This window comes from Bacillus bingmayongensis (assembly GCF_000299035.1).
In the GTDB taxonomy this organism is placed as follows: Bacteria; Bacillota; Bacilli; order Bacillales; family Bacillaceae_G; genus Bacillus_A; species Bacillus_A bingmayongensis.
In genome coordinates this window covers 10,335-33,595 of sequence record NZ_JH921526.1, presented here as the reverse complement: position 1 = coordinate 33,595, position 23,261 = coordinate 10,335, and the positions used below count along the sequence as shown (strand labels likewise).

Here is a 23,261-nt window from a genome sequence, read left to right as displayed (position 1 = left end):
TTTTGTCACATCATTCCCTGCAGCATCTATATAATAGCCCCTCATAATTCCTTTATGAATATAATACAGTGAAGAAACTCTTTGCCCCTGCCTTAAAACAATTGTACCCTTTGGTACCATCTTTATAGCAGCTGTTGAATTAAATAAGTATTTTAAATCTTCTTCCAACTCCAGCTTCAAACCAGCTTCAATATAATCACTCGGCTTATTAAGCATAATTCATCACCTCTATGAACATATAAGGCATATCCTTTATCCACAATTTACTATTATAGCATTTAACCATGTCAAGCAACATTTAATCAAAATACAAATAATAAAATAAGTAATGATAAAGGTGACTCAATTCAAAATGATAATGAAAAAAGTAACCCAATTCAAGGTAAACGAGAAGGTGCTGGTTGTAAAGGTTTTGGAATTATGAAAAAAGTATCTTTGACTTTATCTGAAGAAACGTGGGCCGTGATTGAAAAGTTGTGTGAGGAGGAAGGGATGAAGCAATCTAAAGTCCTGTGAGACATTATTGAAAGTAGTATAAAAGATTAAATCTTAATAAAAATTTCATTTTGTAGAAAAGAAGCCCCGTTATTCACGGGGCTTCTAAGGGTAATTGTCAAGTAATGACGTACTCGACTAATTAACCATATCATGAATTTTTTGGTAAAAATACTGGTAAATGTGTCCAAATGGATAGGATCATCATTTTGTGTGGGGTTGAAATAAATGATGTTTTTGTTTGATTTATTTTTCGTAATCCGAAGCGTTATATCTTTTATATACAACTTCAATATTAGCTTTTGCACACACCTCTTTTACTAGTTCAAGATGATTTTCATCAATCTCTTTTTGAACAAACAAAGCAATTGTTCCCGATAAATGCGGTGCGAAATGTTGACGTACAATAAAGTTGTTTAATTTACAATAAAATCGTTTAAAACATGTAAAGTTATTTAAAAAAGTCAGTCATGTTATTCCATTGAAGTCCTATTTCATCGAAAATCAAGAAGAATCTCAAGTGGAAAGTTGAAGTGTCAGATTGATTTATTTTTGGTTTATAATGGGTTTTATTGGGCGGGTTTTTTAGAAATAAATGTCATTTTGAAAAGGGGTTTTGCTATGTATACCATCGGAAGATTTTCAAATCTGTGCGATGTACCTGTGAAAACAGTTCGTTACTATAGTGACATTGGTTTACTCGAACCTTCTTATGTAGATCCCGAGACGAGCTATCGTTACTATGACTACGATAAGATGAAAGAGCTAAAGACTATCCTTGCGCTTAAAGATTGCCAGTTTTCGTTAAACGAAATTGAACAAATTTTAAGGGGTAAAGATATGAAAGATCTGGATGTAAGATTAAAGAAAAAGACAGAAGAGTTAAAGTGTGAGCAAGAACAAATTATCAAGCAAATTAACAACATCCAGAAAATAAAGAAGTTCATAAAAAATGATAAAGCATTCATTCCTGGGCCAATTCTGTCAAGTTGTTACATAGAGGAGCGAAAAGATATACAAGTTGTGTCTATTCGCAAAACAATAAACATGGTTGAAATGGATACACTCGTTAAACTGTTGTTTGAAAAGATATATGCATATCAGTTTAATATGGATGGGGAGCTACTAGCTATTTTTCATCAAAAAGACTGGAGACAAAAGAAAGCAGATGTTGAATTACTTTTACCCGTAAAAGTCGATAAAAATGAGGAGTGCCTTACGATATTACCCGGTGGAATGTATGCATGTATCGATGTAAAAGGACCTTATTCAGAACTTTATTATGGTTACAATCGTTTAAAGGCATGGGTGGCAGAACAATCACTTCATGTTGAAAGAATGTATATGGAAGAGTACATAAAGGGACTCGTTCCATCCAAAGTAGTGAATCCAATAAATATTAAACCGAACAATGAGATACATCCAAAGAATTTTTTGACAAAAGTGTTTGTAAAGGTAATAACGCAGAATAATTAAATAACGAATTAAGCTTAACTTTCCAGTAACTGGAGAGTTTATTCTGTTTATAGCAAGGTATATATGTCTTGCTATTAAAATGCAGAATGGGGAGCTTGAAATGAATACGCATACAGGCAAATTTACTTATCTTAAAGGAAGTTCGTATGCAATTGGAAAACAACAAGCAGTAGAATATTATGAGAATGCATACGCTAAGGAAATTTTTTTTAGAGAACAATCTGATTCTGACAAAGCATATCTAGAAATGAGAGCTCAAATCGAGGAGTATTGTCCGGGATTAAATGAGGAATTAGAGGGTTTTGCGGAAGGATTTGGTTATAAGCCAAACCAATTAAAGTTTTATAACGATGCCTGGTTAATACCTGGAGGGTGTAGTCTAGGTGCAATTTTGCCCCAAAAAATGGCCGATGGTAAAACATACGTATTACGAAACTACGACCTCTCTCCTGATATTTCGGATATGCGCCTTTGTACAACTAAAGTAGATGGAAGATACACGCATACCGGTTTCTCTGTTTCTACATTTGGTCGAAGTGAAGGATTAAACGAGAAAGGCCTATGTGTAGCGTTTGCTTCGTGCGGCATGCCAATAGGTAAATATCCAGGTATGAGAGAACCCGGAGTCACTGGGTTGCAGTTTATGGTGGTTGTTAGAACTATATTAGAGACGTGTAAAAATATTGAAGAAGCCGTCTATGCTGTGAAAAACATGCTAGTGGGAACGAATATGAATTTACTTTTAGCGGATGCAAATGGTCAGGCGGCTTTAGTTGGAACATATGACGGAGTTAAAGTAGTTAAAAAAGCAAAACTAGACTATTTAATTGCAACAAATCATGGGCTATTTCCTGAAATTGAAAATCTTGAGCCAGGCAAGCTAGAACAATCTCAACTACGATATGATATTTTAGAGAATAAATTTAGTGACAATGGTAAAAGAACTATTTGCGAAATTAAAGAACTTCTTTCAACGGAGTTTCCGGAAGGGATATCCATTCATAATTATAAAGAGAACTTTGGAACAGTTCATTCAGTGTTGTTTAATCTTACTGATTGCTAACTTGAGTTTTCCTTTGGTTCTCCTTTACAGAATAAATTATATAAGATAAATGTTGGTGATAATTTTTCACAGACACGAATTCCAGTTGATTTTTGTAACAAGAACTATGGACCGGATTTTTGGAGAATATTGAGATAATAAATATAAAATTATTGATAGTGTTTAAAGTGAAGAGCTGTATCTTGCTATTAAAGGTGGTTTTAGTTCGATATGTCCTAAGTTAAGTACTAAACTAATACAAGTATGTACTTATTCAAGAAAAGGGCGCAATTGCGGAAGAACACTTACTTTTTAAATGACTTTATTGTTGTTTGTTTTGAGAAAAATAATATTCAATGAAGAAAATTAAACAATTATCATAAAACACCGTTCTAGTTCCGAACGGTGTTTTATGTATTTAGATTATTAAGATTAAACAACTTTATTGATATTCAACAACTGACACGAATTGTGAAAGTATGTATTCGTTGTTATAGGAGTGCCACCTATACCCAGCAACTTAATAAAAAACGTTATCCTTTCTAATAATCTAGCTTGTTTAGAAAGAATAACGTTTTTTATTTTTTAGGATAGTGAATATTCTTAAGTTGATGGACATGGCCTCACCATATCATTTCGGGAATTCTGTACGTTTAGACACATTTTCGTCACAATTAACCCCTTTTACTGTAAGCTAAGAGATATTTGTTCAGAAAATCCTATTTTCTGGACACATCAATTTCATTCTTAGTTTCGTAGATTTTTCCCTATAAATACGTCCGAAAACTCTGTCCATAAATCTATGTTCAGATAATACCATATGATTGAAGTTATGTTACAATGATAGGTGGATAAACGTGGTAAAGTATGTATAAATAGGTTATAATTACCTTTTGCGTGTATTAATCCGTATATGAGAAATAAGTGAATTTATGGTTAAAAAAACAAGCAATTGCACAACAGATAAAAATCAATGGTTTGTTCTTCAAAATCTACCGCACGATAGAGATACATTCATTGCGATTTTACCTTGATATACGTTTCATTGACTCTCCAGGAGTCATTTGTTTGCTTGAGATGACTACGTATTCATTTTCCGAATTCAGGATCATACAAGTGAGAGTTCAAATAAAAAGGAGAATTGAAATGAAAAAAACTATGTTAGCTCTGACATCTTTGTTCACTGCTTCAGCATTCGCTGTGTCTACAGCTTCAGCCGCATCGGATGTATACAATAACTTTGCAGAATTGTCGACGCATTACCAAAAAGGTATAGATTATACCATTGAAACCCAAGATATACCAAGTGCTGATGCAATCATTTTAGCAATCCACGGTGGAAGGATTGAATCTGGAACGGACCAAATTGCAAAAAAAATTGCCCTAAGTGATTACAGTTACTACATATTTAATGCTAAAAAATATGAAGATTTAAATAACGATGAGCGAAATGATTTGCATCTAACTTCTACCCATTATGACGACCCAATAGCTCTGGGAATGACAGCACAAAAAAACAAAGTTATTTCTATCCATGGTGCGAAAGGAACAGAAAAACTAGTTTACATGGGTGGACTTGATGAGGAATTAAAGAAGAATATTTTGAGTAAATTGTCCGACGCAGGTTTCGGCATTGGGACTACACCTGACAATCTCGGAGGGACCGACCCGGAGAATATCGTAAATAAGGGTAAAAACCTAAAAGGCGTGCAACTGGAGCTTACCACTGCTTTGCGCGACGAGCTTACAAATGATAATTCCAAGATGGAAAAATTCAGTAATGCCATTCGGTCAGCGATAGCTGAGTCAAAGTGATGGTAATTTCGGTACAATTTAAGTTTTTGTGACTTCGTAGAAATGATGGGAGGGCAGAGACGATCTATCCCTCATACAACCATTATACGTTGGATACATCAGTATAGTTCTGAATTGGACAAGCGGATACGTCGTCAATTAAAGAAAGTTAATGATTCTTGGTGAGTCGATGAAACGTATATCAAGGTAAAATCGCAATGGCTGTATCTCTATCGTGCGATAGATTCCAAAGGTAATATAGTTGATTTGGTTCTGGTGCAAAAATTAACGCCTCCAAAGCATCATAATGGGGTTCAGCTGGGATACATGTTTTTGGGGCATAGTCTCGTGCCCATCAAGCTAGGGTGTTTTTTCCTAAATCCCCGAAATAGGGGAATTAGCTTAATTCATTAAAAATTTATACATTATATCAAAAAGTACACCTTTTGGAGTGAAGTGATTTCTATAAAAAACAATATGTCAAAAAGTTCGAGACAACATTTTGACGTACTTCAAAATCATATAGACCTTTTGAATCATTCATAAAGTGTTACAAAACAACGTCTCAAAAACGATTGTTTTTGATAACTGTAAAGTAAGAGAAATTTAATCCTTCCAAATCGCTTAACTTCGTTATCAAAACTATTATCAAAATCAAATTAACTTTAACTACCCTTTGTGATAAAAATATCTTGAAAAGGTTAGGTGATTTGATGGATTCATATATTTATGGTTATGCAAGGGTCAGTACAAAACAGCAAGATTTAATTCGTCAAATTGATATACTTCAAAATTATAACTATACCGAAATTTTGACGAAAAAAATGATAAGTAAAGTAATCAACCAGAGCTTAGCCAATTAAAAGATAAAATTAGATCTGGAGATACGTTAGTTATTGAAAGTTTTTCTAGGTTAGGACGAAGCACAAAAGATTTGATTGAACTAGTTGAGTATTTTGAGAATAAAGGTGTTAAACTCATCGATACGAATACACCTCAAGGAAAACTGATGTTAACGCATTTAGTCAGTTTGAAAGAGCTTTAATCGCCCAACGAACTCAAGAAGGTCTTGAAAGTGTCAGAGCAAGAGGAAGTGGACGTCCTCGGATTAAGGATAGGCTTCATTTAGAGAGCATTGGAGTTATATGATTCTAAAGAATACAGCATACAAGAAATTGTGAATATGACTGGTATTAGTCAGGCAACACTGTACCGATACATACGAAAAAATAAACAGATATCACAGAATAAAGAAGCTACAATAAATTAAACCTACAATTATAATAGTAGCATTTGCATGTGTAGAGGACTATCTTATAAAATATAGTTAAGAAAAGAAAGACAGGGAGAGGAAACCCATGTCCACAAAATTAGTAAATTTACGAATTGATTTTGCTTTTAAACAGTTATTTGGCACAAAGGGAAATGAGGAGATTTTAATCGGGCTCCTAAATGCCATTTTAGAAGAATCTTTAGATGAACCAATTGTCTCTCTACAATTAGAAGACCCACATCTTCATAAGGCTTATGAAGATGATAAATTATCTATTTTAGATTTATTAGCAACATTAGAAAACGGAACGCAAGTGAATATAGAAATTCAGCTTCGAAATACCCATGATATGGTCAAACGTTCTTTATATTATTGGTCCAAATTATATACGTCTCAAATGCAAGAGGGAATGCCCTATCGTTCACTTCGTAAAACAATTACCATTAATTTATTAGATTTTATGCTGTTTTCTTATGATGATTCCTTTCATACGATCGGACAGTTATGGAATGCGAAGACACAACAAATCTTAAGTAATGACATTGAAATTCATTTTGTAGAAATACCAAAACTTGTGAAACAATGGCGTGAAGAAAAAGTGAATCCTTGGAAAAATGCGTTTGTACGCTGGATGTTATTATTACCAGCACATGAAGATGAACATTTAACTCAAACATTGGAGGAGATTGCAATGAATCAAGATCCAATTTTACAAAAAGCAATGAATAAATGGGAAAATATGAGTCATGACTCTACTTTCCGAACAGCTTATGAAGCACGCGAGAAGTTACTTCTAGATGAACAAGCTAAATTAGCGCATGCACGTGAAGAAGGTTTAGAAGAAGGTCTGGAAAAAGGTCTAGAAAAAGGTCTAGAAAAAGGTAAAGCCCAATTAATTCGTGGTATGCATAAGAATGGAATGCCGTTAGAAGACATTGCGAAATTCACAGATTTAAGCATAGAAGAAATCAGAAAGATATTATTATAACGCATGCAGCTATGACTAAAGAACCGCTCTTGTAATTATTCAGAAGCGGTTCTTTGGTTATGAAGTAAAAAACTTTCACACTATCGGACAAATACGAAAATACGACAGATCTTAAGTAATGACATTGAAATTCATTTTGTAGAAATACCAAGATTTGTGAAGTAATGACGTGAAGAAAAAGTGAAACCTTGGGAAAATGCGTTTGTACGCTGGATGTTATTATTACCAGCATATGAAGATGAACATTTAACTCAAACATTGGAGGAGATTGCAATGAATCAAAATCCAATTTTACAAAAAGCAATGAATAAATGGGAAAATATGAGTCATGACTCTACTTTCCGAACAGCTTATGAAGCACGCGAGAAGTTATTCTATTATGTTTAGCAGTTTCTCTTCTTAGAAAGGAAACTGAAAAACTGTTTTTTTGTAACTTTAAATAAGTAAAGGTTTTCAGATGCGTACTTTGATAAAGCAAAATTTGTTAATTCAGATACTCAAATTTTTAAGCAAACTGGCAATTCTGTAAGTATTGTATACCCTCTTTTCTTGTTTATATTTTTTAATGAGAAATAAAAAAGGGTAGCTTATAAGTCCAGTGGTACACTGGACTTATAAGTAATAATGTCATTACCAACATATACTGCTAACAGCAGTATAGTACTATGCTACTAGGGCAGGTAAACAAAGAACAATAAAGAAGTATTTTAGAATTGAAGCTAAGGTTGGAGAATATAGATAATCCCTTTTATAGCATTATCTATATTTCTATAAAGAAGAGTTTAGGAGATTGGATTAGAAAAGGGGAATTATGGATTCTTTTTTATTATGTTAGAATTTCACATACCGAAATTAATAAATACAAAAGAGATATGTATCAATTCGATTAACTACCTTTAGTTAACAATGTATAAGGTATGATACAAGAGAATGAAGTTAGATGTTCTAGAGACAAATAGAATACACTAGTACATTTTAGAGTGTATTAAAATATTATTTTAAAGTGTTACTCTACAAAGAATATTCATAACAAATTTATGTAACGACACAAATTCAGTACTGAGTTAATTTAAAAGTCCCAAAGTTTGTGTCATAAAAATGAAGTCCCCAGATTTGTCTCGCCAAACACAAAAGGGAGGCATTAAAAATGAATGGTCCCAACAACTTACTTACTATTAGTTTACATAAGATAAATTATCGGTAGTTATTTGGTGTGTTAAAACATAATATCAAAATGAATAGTTACCTTATGTTATTGAGATGAAAAAGAGGAATTTGTTTCTTTTTAAATCATGTTTATAAATAACATTATAATGTAGACCTTTCTAGTATTTCTGCTGGATGATCATTTAAATAAAACTTAATATTACGAGATTAAATTCTCCTTAGGCGTTAGTTTTTATTTTAAGTTAAACTTTGTTCGTATCTCAAAACGAGGAGTATTCTTAGTTTTTGAGATTTGAGAGAAAAATACTAGTTTATGTGTCTCCTCCCCATCGCTATCAACCTAACAAAACAAAATTCCCCCTAAAATGAAAAAATACGCCATTCTTTCCTATGATACTACAGAAAGAATAGCGTATTTTTTATTTTTTGGACATTTTAGATTACATGTAAATAGACTTTGTTGTAATTTTGTTTCGCTATTAGTATATTACAAGTTATTTTATTTTTTTACTCTACCTATATATACTAATCCATTAGAACGGTTACCATTCATTGTTACGTACTCTACTTTTTCATACTCTAATTTCTCAAAAGTATTTGTCCATTCTTTTACACGTTTTTCATTATGATGGCGTAAAATAGCTCCATCAGATAATTCAAATACGCCATATGTGTCATACTTATCAACATACTGTTTATAGCGTGTTTTATTTCTTTCATCCTCATTTAGTAAAAAATCATTAATATAAATAATACCTTCTGGTTTTAATACCCTTTTAATTTCATTTAAAATAGAATCCTGTTCTTGATTTTGGTATACACAGGTTAGAACTGCAAATAATAAAACAGTATCAAAAAAATTATCCGGGAAGGGAAGTTTCCCGCTTTTAATAATATTAAAATCAATGGCCATATCATTTGATTTAGCCCGTTTAATCATTTCTTCTGAAAAATCCACACCATATAAATTCGTAAATTGTTGTTCTTTTAGTTCAAGTAATGTTCTTCCGTACCCGCATCCATAGTCCAATAAGGTTGCATCTTTATTTACATACTTTGAAAATAAGTCAAGTTGAAAAGGTGTCGTGAATTCTTTTTCATTTGCCACTCCATTCCAGTACTCTTTTTGTTTATTCATACGTGATAACATTCCTTTCCCATAAATTCCCTTGATTATATTCCTAACAAGAAGAAAAAAACAGTCTTTACATTCATTTGTGTATTTGATGCAAATCTGAAATAACTACAAAAAACACTGTCCTTTCTTATGATTCTACAGAAAGAATAGCGTGTTTTTGTGGATTTGAAATAAAGATCAACCGTTTTAAAAAAAGATTAACTATTTATAAAAAAGTTGCGATGTTTTGAAGAAAGTTTAACCGTTTTAAACGTGTCAAAATCTATCAAATACCGCTATATCAACAGTCATTTAGAATTTTGATTAAACTTTCTTTCACACCAACATTTAGCCCTAAGGAACTGTTGAGTGACAATAAGTTGTTCCGTTAAAGGACCATTTAATTGAATAACACTTATTAAGTTAACAGTGAGGTTTGGTAAGAATAATCTAGTGTTCAATAAAAAATAGAGGGAATATTGTAATTATATCGAATATAATAATTTGTTTTTAATTGTACTTTTAAGGAGGCGTTGTCGATGAGAAATTATTTATACTTGATTGGGCGAAAAAACAAGGGGATAACGTTTCAATAGCCCATAAACTACGTGGTTCCCCTTCAATATTAAAGGGAGAGTACCAGATTGAAGAAAATTTATTTAAAGCCTATTGACAAAAGTAATTGGGAAGAAGCAATTAGATTATCTGTTAAAGAAGAACAACAAACATTTATTGCATCCAACCTTTATTCTATCGCAGAAGTTCAATTTCTAGATAATTTCTATGCAAAAGGTATTTATCTTGATAACAAAATGATAGGATTTACTATGTTTGGGATAGACCCTGATGATAATAATTATTGGATTTATAGACTTATGATTGATGAAGAATTTCAAGGAAAAGGTATAGGTAAACAAGCTATATATGTGGTTATTGAAGAGATAAGACGAAATAATAATGCAAACATTTCTTTAATAATGATTGGATATGATCCTGAAAATCTTACAGCAAAATTTGTATATAAAAAGGCAGGATTTATTGAGACTGAATTATCATCTTTGGGTGAACAATTAGCTAAGTATTCCTTGTAAGCACTTGAATTTACCACAATGACTTTTAGACTTATTAAAGTAAAGGACCCGATTGTGGAGCAACATAGATAGGCAATGATCAAACTTTTTTATAAAAGAATGAAGAGAGGTAGTAGCGATTTATTGATTTAACCATACACACAAAGATAAGAAATGGTGCCCGTGGCACTTACGTTTTCGTTTCATCCCGCCAACTTCTATAGCTAGTTGATTAAGTGTAGCGGGAGACATATATCGATATAACTCTTCAGCAAATAAAGATAACTCTTGTTTTTGGTGCATATTCATAAAAAGCACGTCACTCTTTCTCATTAACATAAGAGAATAGTAACGTGCTTTTAACTTCAAAAATAGTCCAAATCCTTAAGTATCAAAAATGTTATTCTTTTTAAACCAAATAATTTATTTTTCATGAAAAATGTTTTAAACTAAGTTATCCTACCATAAAATCAAGATAGGATTTATCTTCACCAAATTGTTCATTTAAAATCAAATCCTCCGAAATCATATAAGTTCCAAATAAATCACCCTTTTTGATTTCAAAATAACATGTCTTTCTTGTAATTAGACTTGTTTTCTTTTTTATATTCTCTCTAGTGATTTCTATCCAATTAATATTGTTTTGATTTTTATCTTGTTGCATTACTTTTGTGGCCCATATCGTTTTATCATTTTTAATTATAATAACGATATTGTTTTGATGCAGTTTGCCAGGATTAACATGAGCCATAATTGCATCTGCGTATTGAGCAATAAACCCTCCAATACATTCTACATTCTGCTGATCTATGATTTTCTGGATCATTTTTATTTCCCCCTTTAATTAATTAAAAATAATACTTTCTTTTGAAAAATATGTACCAACCAATAGGTTCTGTTGCAAAGTTGAAAAATAACCGAAAATAATGAGTATACGATACATGTTCTTGTATATTTTATAATGTTTATTCGGAACAATTGTATTTTCATTCTATATTTTTGGGGGCGTTTAAAACTTTGCAACAGAACCCTTATAACAACACTTACATAAATGTAATATATAGTAAATTGATAGAATCAAGACTGACTATTCTAAATTTTATATAAATTAAACTCTTGCCATACTAGGAGTACCACCAGCATTTCGGAAAAAAACCACGCTAAGAAAAATAACAAGTAAGTTAGCCGGATAACCTTATGCTAAGAATATCCAGCTTTCAAAATCCACCTTAATTTTTGAAATGAAAAGTGGCTACATCAAGCGGCTGGGTTCCTAGTGCAATTTTGTTTCTCATTTTTTTGAACAGAAAGGTTCTCGATATCAAAGGTACCACGGCTCTTCTTAAGTGAAGGAGTAAGGGATTTTTAACTCCAATTAATTCAGCTTGTATTCTTTGTATTTTTTGTATCTGCGACACGGCTGGTCGCCTTATATCCTCATATTGTTTTAGTAAGTGAATAGGCAATGAAGACTGAACTTTCGGTAACACTTTCATAATTACATCATGGGCTACAACAGCATCTTGTATAGCTAAACTATTTCCCTGGCCAGAAAATGGAGATGCAATATGAGCAGCGTCTCCGATTAACATCCAACCATCGTGTACCCATTGGTTGGATGTCGCTACTTGAATGTCAAGAACAGAGCATTGTTTGAAGTCGTGTAAATATACTCGTAATTGTTGTTCTAACTCAGGGTCTACTGTGATAAGTTGATTTTGAAAAGATTCAATTCCTTTCCTCCTCAAATCTGAATATGTTCCTTTCCTAATCACCCACCCAACCTGAACAAGACCGGATCCTTTAGGAACATAAATCAACATTCCTTCATTTTCAATTTTGATATGAGGTAAGTACCTCTTACCTTCTAATGCAGGCATGTCGAACCATACAAAGTCGAATTGATGTGATTCCTTATCTAATTGAATTCCTGCTAACTTTCGTATTGTTGAATAACGACCATCTGCACCAACAACCAATCGACTTTGAATGATTACTTCCTGGTTTTTTTGTTTCGCTTTAATCCCTGCAATTTTGTTCTCTTCCTTAATAAACTCCTTAGCCATTGTTCCGCTGAAATACGAAAAGTTGTCATATTGTAATGCTTGATCAATTAAGAATTGAAGTAATAATGGTTGTGACATAATCAGGCCGTAATCATAGGGTTTAGGAAGCTCATCAAATCTGACAGAAAATAGATTTTTTCCATGATCGATAAAATGAAAGGCATCCACTTTCTCATGTTTTATTTGTAAAACATCGTTTAGCAATCCCGTTTGTTCAAAAAACTTAAGAACCTGTGGCTGAAAAAAATAACCTCTGAACTCGCGATTCAAGTGTTCATATCGCTCCAATAATACTGTTTTTACACCACTTCGGGCTAAAAGGTAACTCAAAAAACACCCGCCCGGACCTGCACCAACAATAACAACATCAGTCTTCATAACAACCACTCCTCATAATCATTTCATCAAGTATTTACTTAGTGAAATAGACAAAAAAATTAGGTGAAGATTTTTAAAAATTGATCAACTGTAACCTTAATATACTTTTTTCTTTGATCGATATTATTAATAAACCGATCATTAGTCAAAAAGTACATAACCATAGATGTTAAAAGATTTCTAATTGCCGTTTCTAAGTAAAAAGTTTCTTCATCTATGTGTTTGGATAGAAGGCGATAAAATATATGAATTCCCTGTTGAATCAATTGGGCAAGATGTTCCTGAACGGCAGAATTTCGCTGAGCTTCTCCAAAAAACATAACAATCAATTCGGCCTTAGCATGCAGTAAGTTAAATAATGAATCAATTATGTGAAATAAAATAGCTTCTAGTGGTTCATCTGAGCCTACATCAGTAGTCATCTTATTTAATTCATGATTAAGAGTATGTTTATCGATAATAGCCCATAACAGATCCTCTTTAGATTTAAAATAATGGTAAATTAATCCGTCGGTAACTCCAGCTTCTTTGGCGATATCTTTCGTGGTACTTGCGGCATATCCCTTTTTTGAGAATACAACTAGAGCCGCATCAATTAAGTTGTTTTTTGTTTCTAGAGCTTGTAATTGTCTGTTTGTTATTTTCTTCATTTTCTACCTCACTACTTATTAAGTAATTACTTAGTGAAATTATACCATAATATCTGAGTTTGACAATTATTGGTTAAACTTAATTGAAGAATAAAAATTAGCAGAATAATTTCTCTAATACAACACAATTTATAAAAAGTAATCCACTTTTGTATTCAACATAATTTAAAACAGAGTTAAAGTTTCCGAAGATATAAAGAGATGGGGAATGTTGTGGACCAGTTTTATGAAACTATTCATAATTCATGTAATGCGTTGTACATCGAAAAAACGAAGTTTGGTTGAAGACTTCGTTTTTGTTTGTATATGGCATGAACAGTTTCTATACCTTTAATAGTACGTGAGGCATGGCGGAGACTTTGAAATCCTAAAGAACGAGAGAATCGACGTTTCACATGTCGGTGATCTTGCTCGATGATAGTATTGAGGTACTTGCTTGTACGATGAAAAGTATTTTTGTAAAGACCTATCTCCTTTAATTTTTTGAATGCGGAAGTTAAAGAAGGGGCCTTATCTGTCGTCAGAACCGTTGATTCTCCAAAAGATCGAACAAGTCTTTTCATAAAAGCATATGCTGCTTGTGTGTCCCTTGAATAACAAGTGTTTGTCCCTCTTTATCAATTGCTCGATATAAATCACACCATTTCCCTTTCACCTTGATATAGGTTTCATCCAAACGCCAAGATAACAATGTGTTTTTCTTTTTCGAAAGTGTTGCTTAGTTTAGAAAACTTTGCAACAGAACTCTTTTGCCTAAACTTTACTTTAATCCAAACTAGTTATCGTCTAACTAGTAGGTTTTACAAACTAGTTATTGTATGATACAGTATATTTAACTAGTAGGTTTTACATAATAGTGAGGTGAGTAAATGAAGGAAACACAACTACTAAAGGGGGTACTTGAAGGTTGCGTGCTATCTATTATTAAACAACAATCAGTATACGGTTATGAACTTGTACAAATAATGCGTGATTATGGGTTTACAACAATAGTAGGCGGAACGATTTATCCTCTACTGCAAAAGTTAGAAAAACAAGGGTTAATTAAAAGTAAGGAGCTCGCTTCACCTGATGGACCGAATAGGAAATACTTCTTTATTACACATGAAGGAGAAGAACAACTAGAGGGTTTTGAAGAACAATGGAGTTCATTGATTGTAAAAGTGAATCGAATTTTGAAAAAAGTGGAGAGTGAATAGGATGAAAAATAATACCGCTAAACAATTAGTAGAGCAAAATAACAAGCTTAGAGAACAGCTATCCCCGGAAAATAAAATATATTATGAAGATATTTTACTGTATATGCGTACATTTGGTTTTTTCTATGAAGAACTAGAAACAGAACGACATTTAATGGCGATATTACAAGATATTTTAGAAGCACAAAAGCACGGTGAATCGGCAGAAGAGTATTTAGGTAAAAATCCGAAAGAGGTTGTCGATCAATTGACAAAGCAATTTGATAAACCTTCATGGAAATCGATTTTTAAAATTAGTGGTTTGATTTTTTTAATTAGTATGTTTTACGATATTATAGGTAGTTTTACAACTCCATCATTACAAATAAATGGCTTTGTTATATTGTTGAATGGAATATTCTCCGTTGCATTCACTTATGGTGTTTTTAAATTGTTACACCTGAGTATTTATATGAAAACGCAATTACCAAGGTTAATTAAATTTTTCGTAGTATGGATAATAGCAATGGTTCCGTTTGGGGTATTTATCCTCATTCGACTTTATACATCCAAACAAGGAATTTTAAAAATTGGTACCCCATTTGATTGGATTGCTATTCTTGTTATTTTAATCGCGTCTATTATTTATGTTATATCCAAGAAGAAACGTGAATTTTTTGGGGGGCTTACTTTCGTTGTCACTTTAGGAATATTCGGTTTATTATTAAGGATTCCACAAATGAAAGAATTTGTTCAGGATGGTAAAAACCAAACTTTTGTCATTCTTAGCATTATTTTACCTATTGCACTCTATGTACTAGTCGAATGGTTACTATTTCGAAAAATGGAAGATGAAAATTAGTTATAAATAAAGAGTGATTACAATACAGAGGTATAATTTTGTTCGAGTGAATTATTTGTAATATCCTTTAAGAGGATTATATAAATAAAAGGAGGCGCTATAATGGAAGTGAATATGAATACACAAGATGTAGGTGCGAAAAAGCCATCATTATTTGGAATGATTACATCTCCTGGAGTACAATTTGAAAGGATGAAAACAAACAAGAAAGTTTGGGGTATGTTCCTCTTCGTAGCACTGTTACAAGGGCTACTAGGTGGTTTAAGTGCGTATGTTATACATGCTTCACCTAAGATGCTTAAAATGAAAAAAGAATTAGGTGAACTGGCTGGACAAAATTCACTTACATCAGAAGTTATTTCTGGAATTGGATCAAGCTTTGCTAGTGCGGTGGTTGGAACACTATTCATAGCAGCTATTTATAAAATATTTATGATGTTTTTTGGTAATGATACGCCTTATAAGACCTTATTGAATATTGTAGTTTATACAAACATTGTCCTTATTATTGGCGGACTTATTAATACAATTTTAAGCCTAATTTTTGGAAGTGGGATGAGCCAATATACGAGTTTAGGGTTATTATTTACGGAAGGTACATTTGCATATGGAATTGGTAATACAATTGAAGTATTCTTTGTATGGAATTTAGTCTTAATTTGGCTTGGATTACATATTACAGCTGGATTAAGTAAAGTGAAAGCATCGATTCCAATTATTATTCTATTCATTATTAAAGTGGTATTCTTAGCGGCAATTATTGTATTAATAGCGAAGTTTTTACCAAGTATGCCAATGTAAATAAATTAAGCTCATTATAAAGAAATTTAATAAAAGATTTGCAACATTAATAACCGGTGGTCTTGTTCTACTATATTATTGAGATATTTAACTTGCCTTAGTTGTATGCCTTCAGGCATATGTTTCTCTTCTTTCAACTCTTGAATCGCTACAGGATAGGCAGGGTTCTTATCTACTGTTATTACACGAGGTTTAGAAACGCACGAAAAGGCCAAGGCTTTCTTGAAAAAGCGCTTGGCTGCTTTTTTATCCCTTGATTTACTTAGATAAAAATCAATGGTATTCCCCTCTGAATCAACTGCACAATATAAGTACATTCATTGACCTTTTACTTTAATATAAGTTTCATCGACTCTCCACGAGTCATTGGTTGATTTAAGATGACGTCGAATTCGCTTATCTAATTCAAGACCGTATTGATATAATGGTTGTATGAACCAAAGATAATCCCCGTTCCTCCATCATTTCCACCAAATCACGAAAACTTAAGTTGTACCGCAGGTACCACCTTACTGTTAATCAAATTAGTTCAGGCTGATAATGCTTCCATTTGAACAAATTTTCTTTTTCCATACCAATCACGCACCCTTTCTAGAGTAATAGTATCAGTATGTCCAAGTTTTATAGATTTATTGTAATTATCCTGAAGTTTTTGCACCAAAACCTAATAATTAATAGTCATTAAGTGATTTTTTGTTAAATTTCTAAAGCACATGGATTTATCTCCTTTCTCACCACTAACCTATATAAATAGCCTACAAGTAAAAGAATTTAAGTTAATAAAAAAACCCTCATGTGAACTCCCCTCATCTACACTTCACTTAAAGAAGAGCTTCTAAGGTAATCGTACCTATCGGTATGAAGTTTACTTAGCTATCGAGCCTGTCTCTTGCTCTATATATGATTCTACTAACATAATCGCTCTCCTTGCTGGATGTTGATGGAAGCGTTCCAGTCCTTGTCTGCAAAAAAAATGCACTCACATTAGAGTGAGTGCTCTGAAAAAAGTTAAGACTCCTCCATGGGGCACAATCTTTATAAGGAGAGTCTTCTACTAGCAATTTATAATGAATACTACAAAATCTAATCAAAAAGTACATGATTTTACAAAAAAACATCAAGTGTCAGAAAATTTATTTTAGTCCAAAACCTCATGATAACTGCATTGAATCTCTCAACTTCAAATATACTGACACTATCACTCTGAAAATAGTATGTAATTAGTATAGAAAAGAATGAATTAACAATAGAAATATTGACTACATATAAATTAACAGGTTCTGGTGCAAAAAAACGAATTTTGTAATGTATCATTTTTTTGCACCAGAACCTTTTGAAGTGTCTTAAATTGGAACATTTTAATTATAAAAAGTAAAACTAAGTTCATGATTTTTATAATTTGTAAAACTGATTATGATTAATTAGCACTTTTATATTTTTTCAAAAATGGGTTCTTGTTATTGAAAAGCTTGGGTTCTATATCACAGATAAAAGGGTAACCAGTGCTAAAATAGCTGGAAGGCCTTGTTTCACAATAATTGATTTATTGGATGTGAAACCTCCGAAAATAGCTGCTATCACCACACAAATTACGAAAAATAATTGAATCATATAGCCAATTGGGTTGAGCCCCAGTATAAGTCCCCAAATGAGACCAGCGGCTAGAAATCCATTATATAAACCCTGGTTTGCAAACATAATGGTTACGTTTCGATCTCCTTCTAAGTGCTTCGGTAATTTGAAAGCGCGTTTTGCCACTTTTGAATCAATAAAAAACATTTCAAGGATCATAATGAATAAATGTTCTAATGCTACGATTCCCACTAAAATAGCTGCGATTATTTCCACACCACTCTCTCCTCTCTACTCCCTAATATCAGTTTTATATTATTTCCATTGTGCAATTCTATCAACAGGGAGACGGTATGAAGCATATCCTTCGTCGGCTGCTTTACCGATAGATAGTAGCATAACTGGTACATAGCGCTCTTTTTTCAATCCGAAGGTTGCAGCGATATTTTCCTTGTCATAACCCCCGATTGGGTTTGTATCATATCCATGCGCACGTGCTGTCAGCATTAATTGCATGGAGACAAGACCTGCGTCAATCAGAATAGTTTCGCGATTTTCTTGGACTGGAAGTTTTTCAAAATGTGCAGTCAATGCTTGTACTTGTCTGTCTTTTACCTCTTGCGGCATATACCCTAGCTCAACAGCTTTTGAATAAATTTCTTCTATATAGTCACCGTTGTCCATATCTGCAAATACCGCTATAACGGCAGATGAAGTAGAAACTTGTGATTGATTAAATTTAGCGAGTTTTGCAAGCTTTTCTTTTCCCTCCGAGCTTTCGATAACAAGAAAGCGCCATGGTTGTGCGTTAACTGAGGATGGTGCTGTAGTAGCTTCCTTTAATATTTCGGCCATCTCTTCTTTGCTGATTTTGACTGTTGGATCATAATTACGTATGGATCGACGTCCTTTCATGATTTTCATAAAATCGTTTGTTTTTAATGTAGTTCCCATGTATAAACACTCCTCTATGCTTTAATATTCTCTACATTTATTTGCATCTGTGATAGAACATGAATAAGTACATTGCGTTCTTCTACACTGACATTTACGAGCATTTCCTTCATAAAACGTTCCTATTCTTTCTTGGAAGACTCGATTCGTTCTCGTCCTTGCTCAGATAACCGAACAAGCGTTATACGGTTATCCTCAGTCTTAATACGTTTCCTTTGGCTTCAAGCTGTTTAACGTGTCTGGTGATGGCTGCGCCACCAATATTCACCTTTTTTGAAGATCGCTTTGACTAATTTCATCAACGTGATAGAGCAATGCGAGCAATTCCAATCGAGATTAACTGATGCCAATGCATGCTTCAAACTTCGCACCAATTACTTTGTTCAAATTTTGTAGCTTATATAAAATTTCGGCTTCTTCTGAACAACATGTTTTCAAAACTCACCCCTTTTTTCTTACTGAAAATTAATTGATATATCAATTATTGATACGTCAATAATATACATCCCTCTTTTTAGTTTTGCAAGTTTTTTTGCTTAATTAGTTCTATTTTGTTCCATCAGCTTTAAATTAATTCACAACATCAGTTCACATTTCTAGAAATCATAGTTATTTCAAGTTTATTCTGATAATCATATTTAGCTAAATATATAAAGAAATTCAGCTGTATCACCATCAAGTTAAAAAAATTAGTTGTCCCAAAAACGAAAATTTTATGTCTTTTTTAGTAATGAAACTCATTTTTATTGTTTTGGGAGCAGTCCATTTTGTTAGCTTGATGGACATGGGGTACTGTTGATTTGGAATAAAGTTCAATTATAATCGTGCTGCAAATGTTGATTTTACAATAGAAGAAACCCATCCATTTTGAACAAAAAAAGAAGGCTAACCTCTTCAAAATCTTCGATTTAGTGGAGGTTAGCCTTCTTTAATTTATTTCCCTTGATTCTCTATGTACGCACGTATAACTTCAATTTATGGAGGAGTACCACATTAAACGTCGTACCTTTATGTCAAATCCATACTTTCAGGAATTCGAATTTTCAAATCACAGTGTGTTTTCCTCGATATTGTCTAGGTGTCATATTAGTAACCTTTTTAAATATCTTTGTAAAATAGCTCTGATCATTAAAGTTAAGCCAGGTACAAATATCAGATAAAGAATACGTGGTTAATGTTAATAGCTTTTTCGCTTCTTCTATTCGCTCATTTTGTATGTATTTGCTTAAGGAGATACCAACTTCTTTTTTAAACAAATTGGATAAGTAACTAGGCTTTACATTTACACTCTTAGCAAGATCATTTAGAGTAATTTTGTTATAAATATTTTTAGCAATATAGTCTAAGCAGGCACCTATAATTTTGGAGTATTTTTGAGTATTATATTCTTTTACATAATCCGCAAACGTACATAAAGCATCTTCTATTAATCTATTTACAGCGTACATGTTATCTAATTGCTCGAGAGTTTGTATATATAACTCGCTAAGTGAAAATGCAATTTCCGATGGGAGGCTACCTTCTATTGCATATCGGGTAGCTAATGTAATCGCAATTATGCCATTATTTTTTTGATTTCTTAGTGGATTTCCTTTGGATAAATTAGCTGCCTCCTCTTGTGGAAATGCATATGCATATTCTATGACTTTTTCTTTATTTCCTTCCTTTATAGCTGTGAAAAATTCTTTTTCCAATGATATATCATAATAAGCAGCGTTGATTTGTCGTCGTGTAGAAATATATAAGTCAGGATTCGAAAGCGGGTAAGAAGTTTCCTCCAGTAATTTATTTCGTTCCCAAAAGATGTTTGTATCTATCTTTTCGTTAAAAATCAAATAGTGAAATAAAATACCTATATGAATTAAAGTGATTTTTCTAGCTACAGGTATATTGTGAAAATAGGAAATTACATCTTGTGTCCTGATACCTCGGTTGAACTCATTTATAAACTTAATAACAGTGTCTTTAGATACCTTTGGATATACAGATGGACCAATAATAAGTGTTCCTTTTAAATATTCGTGTTCTACTATCTGGATTAAAATAAAATTTTCTAGGTAACGATTCGTCTTGAGAAAAGGGAAGTTTTTGAGAGTGTCTTTTTCATAAAGCTCTCCCAACTGTTCTTCTTTCTGTGAATAAAAAGGATTATAAGTATTATGAGAAGTACATTCAAATAATATCTCCTTAGTTGTAGATAGAAAATAAATGGGAATTGAAAATGCTTGATGCATTAAATGAGAAAGATATTGTAAATCAATAGCCATGTATAATTTCCTCCCGTTAAAACGATTTAAATGCCCAAATATATCCATCATATCAATATAATGGATATAGATTATAGAATGGCTATTGAGAAATTTTTCGTCTTTTTGGGAAAGAGGGTAAGGGGTCATAGCGTTCTATTAATCTATCAGTATCAGACCTTTTGCTATTCATCTATTAAAGTAAGGCTTTGTTGAGGCAAATCAAGGTTATATACACGCTCTTTACATGTTTACAAAAATCTACTCTTATAATAATTAATAGTCATTAAGTGATTTTTTGTTAAATTTCTAAAGAACATGATTTATCTCCTTTCTCACTACTAACCTATATAAATAGTCTGTAAGTAAAAGAATTTAAGCTAATAAAAAAACCATCATGTGAACTCCCCCATCTACACTTCACTTAAAGGAGAGCTTCTAAGGTAATCGTACCTACCGGTATGAAGTTTACTTAGCTATCGAGCCTGTCTCTTTCTCTATATATGATTCTACTAACATAATCGCTCTCCTTGCTGGATGTTGATAGAAGCGTTCCAGTCCTTGTCTGCAAAAAAAATGCACTCACATTAGAGTGAGTGCTCTGAAAAAGGTTGAGACTCCTCCATGGGAGTACAGTCTTTATAAGGAGAGTTTCTAATAGAAACGCATCTTTAATTTATAATGAATACTACAAAATCTAATCAAAAAGTACATGATTTTACAAAAAAATATTAAGTATTAGAAAATTTATTTTAGTCCAAAATCTCAAGATAACTGCATTGAATCTCTCAACTTCGAATATACTGACACTATCACTTTGAAAATAATATGTAATTAGTATAGAAAAGAATGAATTAACAATAGAAATATTGACTACATATAAATTAACAGGTTCTGGTGCAAAAAAAACGAATTTTGTAATGTATCATTTTTTTGCACCAGAACCGATTAAATCCTAACTCAAAGATTTACAACAAAAAAGAACCACTAAAAAGTGATTCTTTTTTGTTAAGGGCATAGTTCGACTCACATAGAGATTTTGAGGATAACTCTATAAGTTGTAGTATAGAACAATTAAATGTAAATTTACATGAATTTTTTACTATTTTTTCTATATTATGGTTGAGAAAATTTTTATTTTTGATTAAGTGAGTGCTGATTAATCCTATCTTGAATTGCATCTTTAATAAATTCTTCGATGGAACTATTTGTTTCTTTTACAATTTTTTTTATAAATTTATACTCGTTACTTGTGAGAGTTACGGGCTTTGTTACGGTATTGCTATCTAAATATACACTATTGTTAACACGTGGTATCATTTTTCCTTCTATTATAAAGGGTGCTAAATTATCCATCCATTCGGTTTGCATTCCAGATGGTAATGATATTAGAGATTGACGAATATCAAAATACCAAAATTCATCTTCTACTGATATTTTTAAGTTTCTTGGTGATACATCCTGTAATATGAGATCTATAAATCGAAAAATATCACTTCGATATTGATAAGATTTAGGAAAGCGGAATTTCACAAATCTTTGATGATGACTTCGCGGTTGATCAGATAAAGCGTAGGCAGGCTCATACCCTACTTTTATTGCATCCTCTAACGTCATGTCATTTTCAAATTCATCACGTAGCATGATATCTCCACGTTTTGGAATGGAGCAAATACGTGCTAACGTATTCCCTTTCATAAATCTTTGTAATAGTACTACATTATGCTTTTGTGAGTATGTATAGATTGTATTTTTCCGCTCTATTTGTTGTACAAATTCACGGACATCCTCTTCTTTCACAAACTTTGTTTTGCGATTACGGTGTTCCTGTATAGTACAAGTTATCTCGCCCTCTTCTATCCATTTTTCGAGTTGATACATACTGATATTGTACTCTTTACTTGCTTGATATAAAGTAATTCCTTCTACCTCAAGTTCTTCTTTTAATTTCTCTATTTCTTCTTTTTTAAATAAAAAGCTTCCATCTAAACGCCATGTATCCTTATTAATTGGATTTAATTGTCCCTGTTTTATCAAATTATTAAATGTGAAGTGACTAATATCTAAATACTCTTTTACTTCATTTGTGGTCATATTTATTTCGTATGTACTCAGCATTCATGTTCCCCCTC

16 protein-coding genes and 9 pseudogenes are annotated in these 23,261 nt (G+C 32.4%); 11 read left to right on the top strand and 14 right to left on the bottom strand.

The window, feature by feature from the left end; translation table 11 throughout:
• A pseudogene (locus Y7E_RS0127925) lies at positions 1–216 on the bottom strand (Crp/Fnr family transcriptional regulator); the annotation flags it as partial.
• 900 nt (positions 217–1,116) lie between these two features.
• On the opposite strand from Y7E_RS0127925, the gene Y7E_RS0127915 reads away from it, so the two are divergent.
• Together Y7E_RS0127915 and Y7E_RS31115 are read left to right on the top strand one after the other, a co-directional pair.
• A complete protein-coding gene (locus Y7E_RS0127915) occupies positions 1,117–1,971 on the top strand; it encodes a MerR family transcriptional regulator (protein ID WP_017154477.1) in 855 nt (284 codons plus the stop codon).
• Positions 1,972–2,071: 100 nt separating this feature from the next.
• Entirely contained in the window at positions 2,072–3,034 is a 963-nt protein-coding gene (locus Y7E_RS31115) for a C45 family autoproteolytic acyltransferase/hydrolase (RefSeq protein WP_017154476.1), read from the top strand.
• Positions 3,035–4,030: 996 nt separating this feature from the next.
• On the opposite strand, the pseudogene Y7E_RS33370 reads toward Y7E_RS31115, so the two are convergent.
• Positions 4,031–4,132: pseudogene (locus Y7E_RS33370) on the bottom strand (IS6 family transposase); the annotation flags it as partial.
• A 27-nt stretch (positions 4,133–4,159) separates the two neighbouring features.
• Between Y7E_RS33370 and Y7E_RS30530 the strand changes: the two are divergent.
• The 5 genes and pseudogenes from Y7E_RS30530 to Y7E_RS0127895 form a co-directional block, all read left to right on the top strand.
• Positions 4,160–4,828, top strand: a complete 669-nt coding sequence (locus Y7E_RS30530) for a poly-gamma-glutamate hydrolase family protein (protein ID WP_017154475.1) — start codon at positions 4,160–4,162, stop codon at positions 4,826–4,828.
• A gap of 9 nt (positions 4,829–4,837) precedes the next feature.
• Positions 4,838–5,083 (top strand): annotated as a pseudogene (locus tag Y7E_RS32370) (DDE-type integrase/transposase/recombinase); the annotation flags it as partial.
• Between the two features lie 437 nt (positions 5,084–5,520).
• Positions 5,521–6,065: pseudogene (locus Y7E_RS32365) on the top strand (recombinase family protein); the annotation flags it as partial.
• 100 nt (positions 6,066–6,165) lie between these two features.
• The gene (locus tag Y7E_RS0127900; protein WP_017154474.1) at positions 6,166–7,068 is read left to right on the top strand and encodes an Rpn family recombination-promoting nuclease/putative transposase; all 903 of its coding nucleotides are present in this window, start codon (positions 6,166–6,168) and stop codon (positions 7,066–7,068) included.
• 90 nt (positions 7,069–7,158) lie between these two features.
• Positions 7,159–7,440: pseudogene (locus Y7E_RS0127895) on the top strand (PD-(D/E)XK nuclease family transposase); the annotation flags it as partial.
• 1,294 nt (positions 7,441–8,734) lie between these two features.
• Here Y7E_RS0127895 and Y7E_RS0127890 read toward each other — a convergent pair.
• Positions 8,735–9,373: a class I SAM-dependent methyltransferase gene (locus Y7E_RS0127890; RefSeq protein WP_026049382.1), complete on the bottom strand. Its 639-nt coding sequence runs from the start codon at positions 9,371–9,373 to the stop codon at positions 8,735–8,737.
• A gap of 623 nt (positions 9,374–9,996) precedes the next feature.
• Here Y7E_RS0127890 and Y7E_RS0127885 point away from each other — a divergent pair.
• Positions 9,997–10,443: a GNAT family N-acetyltransferase gene (locus tag Y7E_RS0127885; RefSeq protein WP_017154471.1), complete on the top strand. Its 447-nt coding sequence runs from the start codon at positions 9,997–9,999 to the stop codon at positions 10,441–10,443.
• A 57-nt stretch (positions 10,444–10,500) separates the two neighbouring features.
• Here the strand turns inward: Y7E_RS0127885 and Y7E_RS0127880 are convergent.
• The 5 genes and pseudogenes from Y7E_RS0127880 to Y7E_RS30525 all read right to left on the bottom strand — a co-directional run.
• Positions 10,501–10,731, bottom strand: a pseudogene (locus Y7E_RS0127880) (IS4 family transposase); the annotation flags it as partial.
• A 145-nt stretch (positions 10,732–10,876) separates the two neighbouring features.
• Positions 10,877–11,248 (bottom strand): hypothetical protein, encoded by a 372-nt coding sequence (locus Y7E_RS0127875; protein ID WP_017154469.1) that lies wholly within the window; start codon positions 11,246–11,248, stop codon positions 10,877–10,879.
• A 403-nt stretch (positions 11,249–11,651) separates the two neighbouring features.
• Positions 11,652–12,866: an FAD-dependent oxidoreductase gene (locus tag Y7E_RS0127870; RefSeq protein ID WP_017154468.1), complete on the bottom strand. Its 1,215-nt coding sequence runs from the start codon at positions 12,864–12,866 to the stop codon at positions 11,652–11,654.
• 59 nt (positions 12,867–12,925) lie between these two features.
• A complete protein-coding gene (locus Y7E_RS0127865) occupies positions 12,926–13,516 on the bottom strand; it encodes a TetR/AcrR family transcriptional regulator (RefSeq protein WP_017154467.1) in 591 nt (196 codons plus the stop codon).
• Positions 13,517–13,752: 236 nt separating this feature from the next.
• Positions 13,753–14,225 (bottom strand): annotated as a pseudogene (locus Y7E_RS30525) (IS6 family transposase); the annotation flags it as partial.
• A 160-nt stretch (positions 14,226–14,385) separates the two neighbouring features.
• Between Y7E_RS30525 and Y7E_RS0127855 the strand changes: the two are divergent.
• The 3 genes from Y7E_RS0127855 (at position 14,386) to yknW (ending at position 16,357) form a co-directional block, all read left to right on the top strand.
• Entirely contained in the window at positions 14,386–14,715 is a 330-nt protein-coding gene (locus Y7E_RS0127855; RefSeq protein WP_017154465.1) for a PadR family transcriptional regulator, read from the top strand.
• 1 nt (position 14,716) lies between these two features.
• A complete protein-coding gene (locus tag Y7E_RS0127850; RefSeq protein ID WP_017154464.1) occupies positions 14,717–15,556 on the top strand; it encodes a DUF1129 domain-containing protein in 840 nt (279 codons plus the stop codon).
• 102 nt (positions 15,557–15,658) lie between these two features.
• The gene (yknW, locus tag Y7E_RS0127845; protein WP_017154463.1) at positions 15,659–16,357 is read left to right on the top strand and encodes a YknW family membrane protein; all 699 of its coding nucleotides are present in this window, start codon (positions 15,659–15,661) and stop codon (positions 16,355–16,357) included.
• Positions 16,358–16,392: 35 nt separating this feature from the next.
• On the opposite strand, the pseudogene Y7E_RS30520 reads toward yknW, so the two are convergent.
• From Y7E_RS30520 to Y7E_RS0127810, 6 genes and pseudogenes are all read right to left on the bottom strand, one after another.
• Positions 16,393–16,930, bottom strand: a pseudogene (locus Y7E_RS30520) (IS6 family transposase); the annotation flags it as partial.
• 903 nt (positions 16,931–17,833) lie between these two features.
• A complete protein-coding gene (locus Y7E_RS0127835; RefSeq protein ID WP_017154461.1) occupies positions 17,834–18,205 on the bottom strand; it encodes a DUF1304 domain-containing protein in 372 nt (123 codons plus the stop codon).
• Positions 18,206–18,244: 39 nt separating this feature from the next.
• Complete coding sequence (locus Y7E_RS0127830; RefSeq protein WP_017154460.1) at positions 18,245–18,883, bottom strand: nitroreductase family protein; 639 nt, start codon at positions 18,881–18,883, stop codon at positions 18,245–18,247.
• 14 nt (positions 18,884–18,897) lie between these two features.
• Positions 18,898–19,321 (bottom strand): annotated as a pseudogene (locus Y7E_RS35110) (MarR family winged helix-turn-helix transcriptional regulator).
• A gap of 605 nt (positions 19,322–19,926) precedes the next feature.
• On the bottom strand, positions 19,927–21,150 hold the full coding sequence (locus Y7E_RS0127815; protein ID WP_017154458.1) for a helix-turn-helix domain-containing protein: 1,224 nt from the start codon (positions 21,148–21,150) through the stop codon (positions 19,927–19,929).
• A 1,113-nt stretch (positions 21,151–22,263) separates the two neighbouring features.
• Positions 22,264–23,247: a hypothetical protein gene (locus Y7E_RS0127810; protein WP_017154457.1), complete on the bottom strand. Its 984-nt coding sequence runs from the start codon at positions 23,245–23,247 to the stop codon at positions 22,264–22,266.
• Positions 23,248–23,261 lie beyond the last annotated feature (14 nt).

Bases quoted from the DNA above. Each gene is read 5' to 3' on its own strand.
- Y7E_RS0127915 (WP_017154477.1), top strand. From the start codon at position 1,117: ATGTATACCATCGGAAGATTTTCAAATCTGTGCGATGTACCTGTGAAA.
- Y7E_RS31115 (WP_017154476.1), top strand. From the start codon at position 2,072: ATGAATACGCATACAGGCAAATTTACTTATCTTAAAGGAAGTTCGTAT.
- Y7E_RS30530 (WP_017154475.1), top strand. From the start codon at position 4,160: ATGAAAAAAACTATGTTAGCTCTGACATCTTTGTTCACTGCTTCAGCA.
- Y7E_RS0127900 (WP_017154474.1), top strand. From the start codon at position 6,166: ATGTCCACAAAATTAGTAAATTTACGAATTGATTTTGCTTTTAAACAG.
- Y7E_RS0127890 (WP_026049382.1), bottom strand. From the start codon at position 9,373: ATGAATAAACAAAAAGAGTACTGGAATGGAGTGGCAAATGAAAAAGAA.
- Y7E_RS0127875 (WP_017154469.1), bottom strand. From the start codon at position 11,248: ATGATCCAGAAAATCATAGATCAGCAGAATGTAGAATGTATTGGAGGG.
- Y7E_RS0127870 (WP_017154468.1), bottom strand. From the start codon at position 12,866: ATGAAGACTGATGTTGTTATTGTTGGTGCAGGTCCGGGCGGGTGTTTT.
- Y7E_RS0127865 (WP_017154467.1), bottom strand. From the start codon at position 13,516: ATGAAGAAAATAACAAACAGACAATTACAAGCTCTAGAAACAAAAAAC.
- Y7E_RS0127855 (WP_017154465.1), top strand. From the start codon at position 14,386: ATGAAGGAAACACAACTACTAAAGGGGGTACTTGAAGGTTGCGTGCTA.
- Y7E_RS0127850 (WP_017154464.1), top strand. From the start codon at position 14,717: ATGAAAAATAATACCGCTAAACAATTAGTAGAGCAAAATAACAAGCTT.
- yknW (WP_017154463.1), top strand. From the start codon at position 15,659: ATGGAAGTGAATATGAATACACAAGATGTAGGTGCGAAAAAGCCATCA.
- Y7E_RS0127830 (WP_017154460.1), bottom strand. From the start codon at position 18,883: ATGGGAACTACATTAAAAACAAACGATTTTATGAAAATCATGAAAGGA.
- Y7E_RS0127815 (WP_017154458.1), bottom strand. From the start codon at position 21,150: ATGGCTATTGATTTACAATATCTTTCTCATTTAATGCATCAAGCATTT.
- Y7E_RS0127810 (WP_017154457.1), bottom strand. From the start codon at position 23,247: ATGCTGAGTACATACGAAATAAATATGACCACAAATGAAGTAAAAGAG.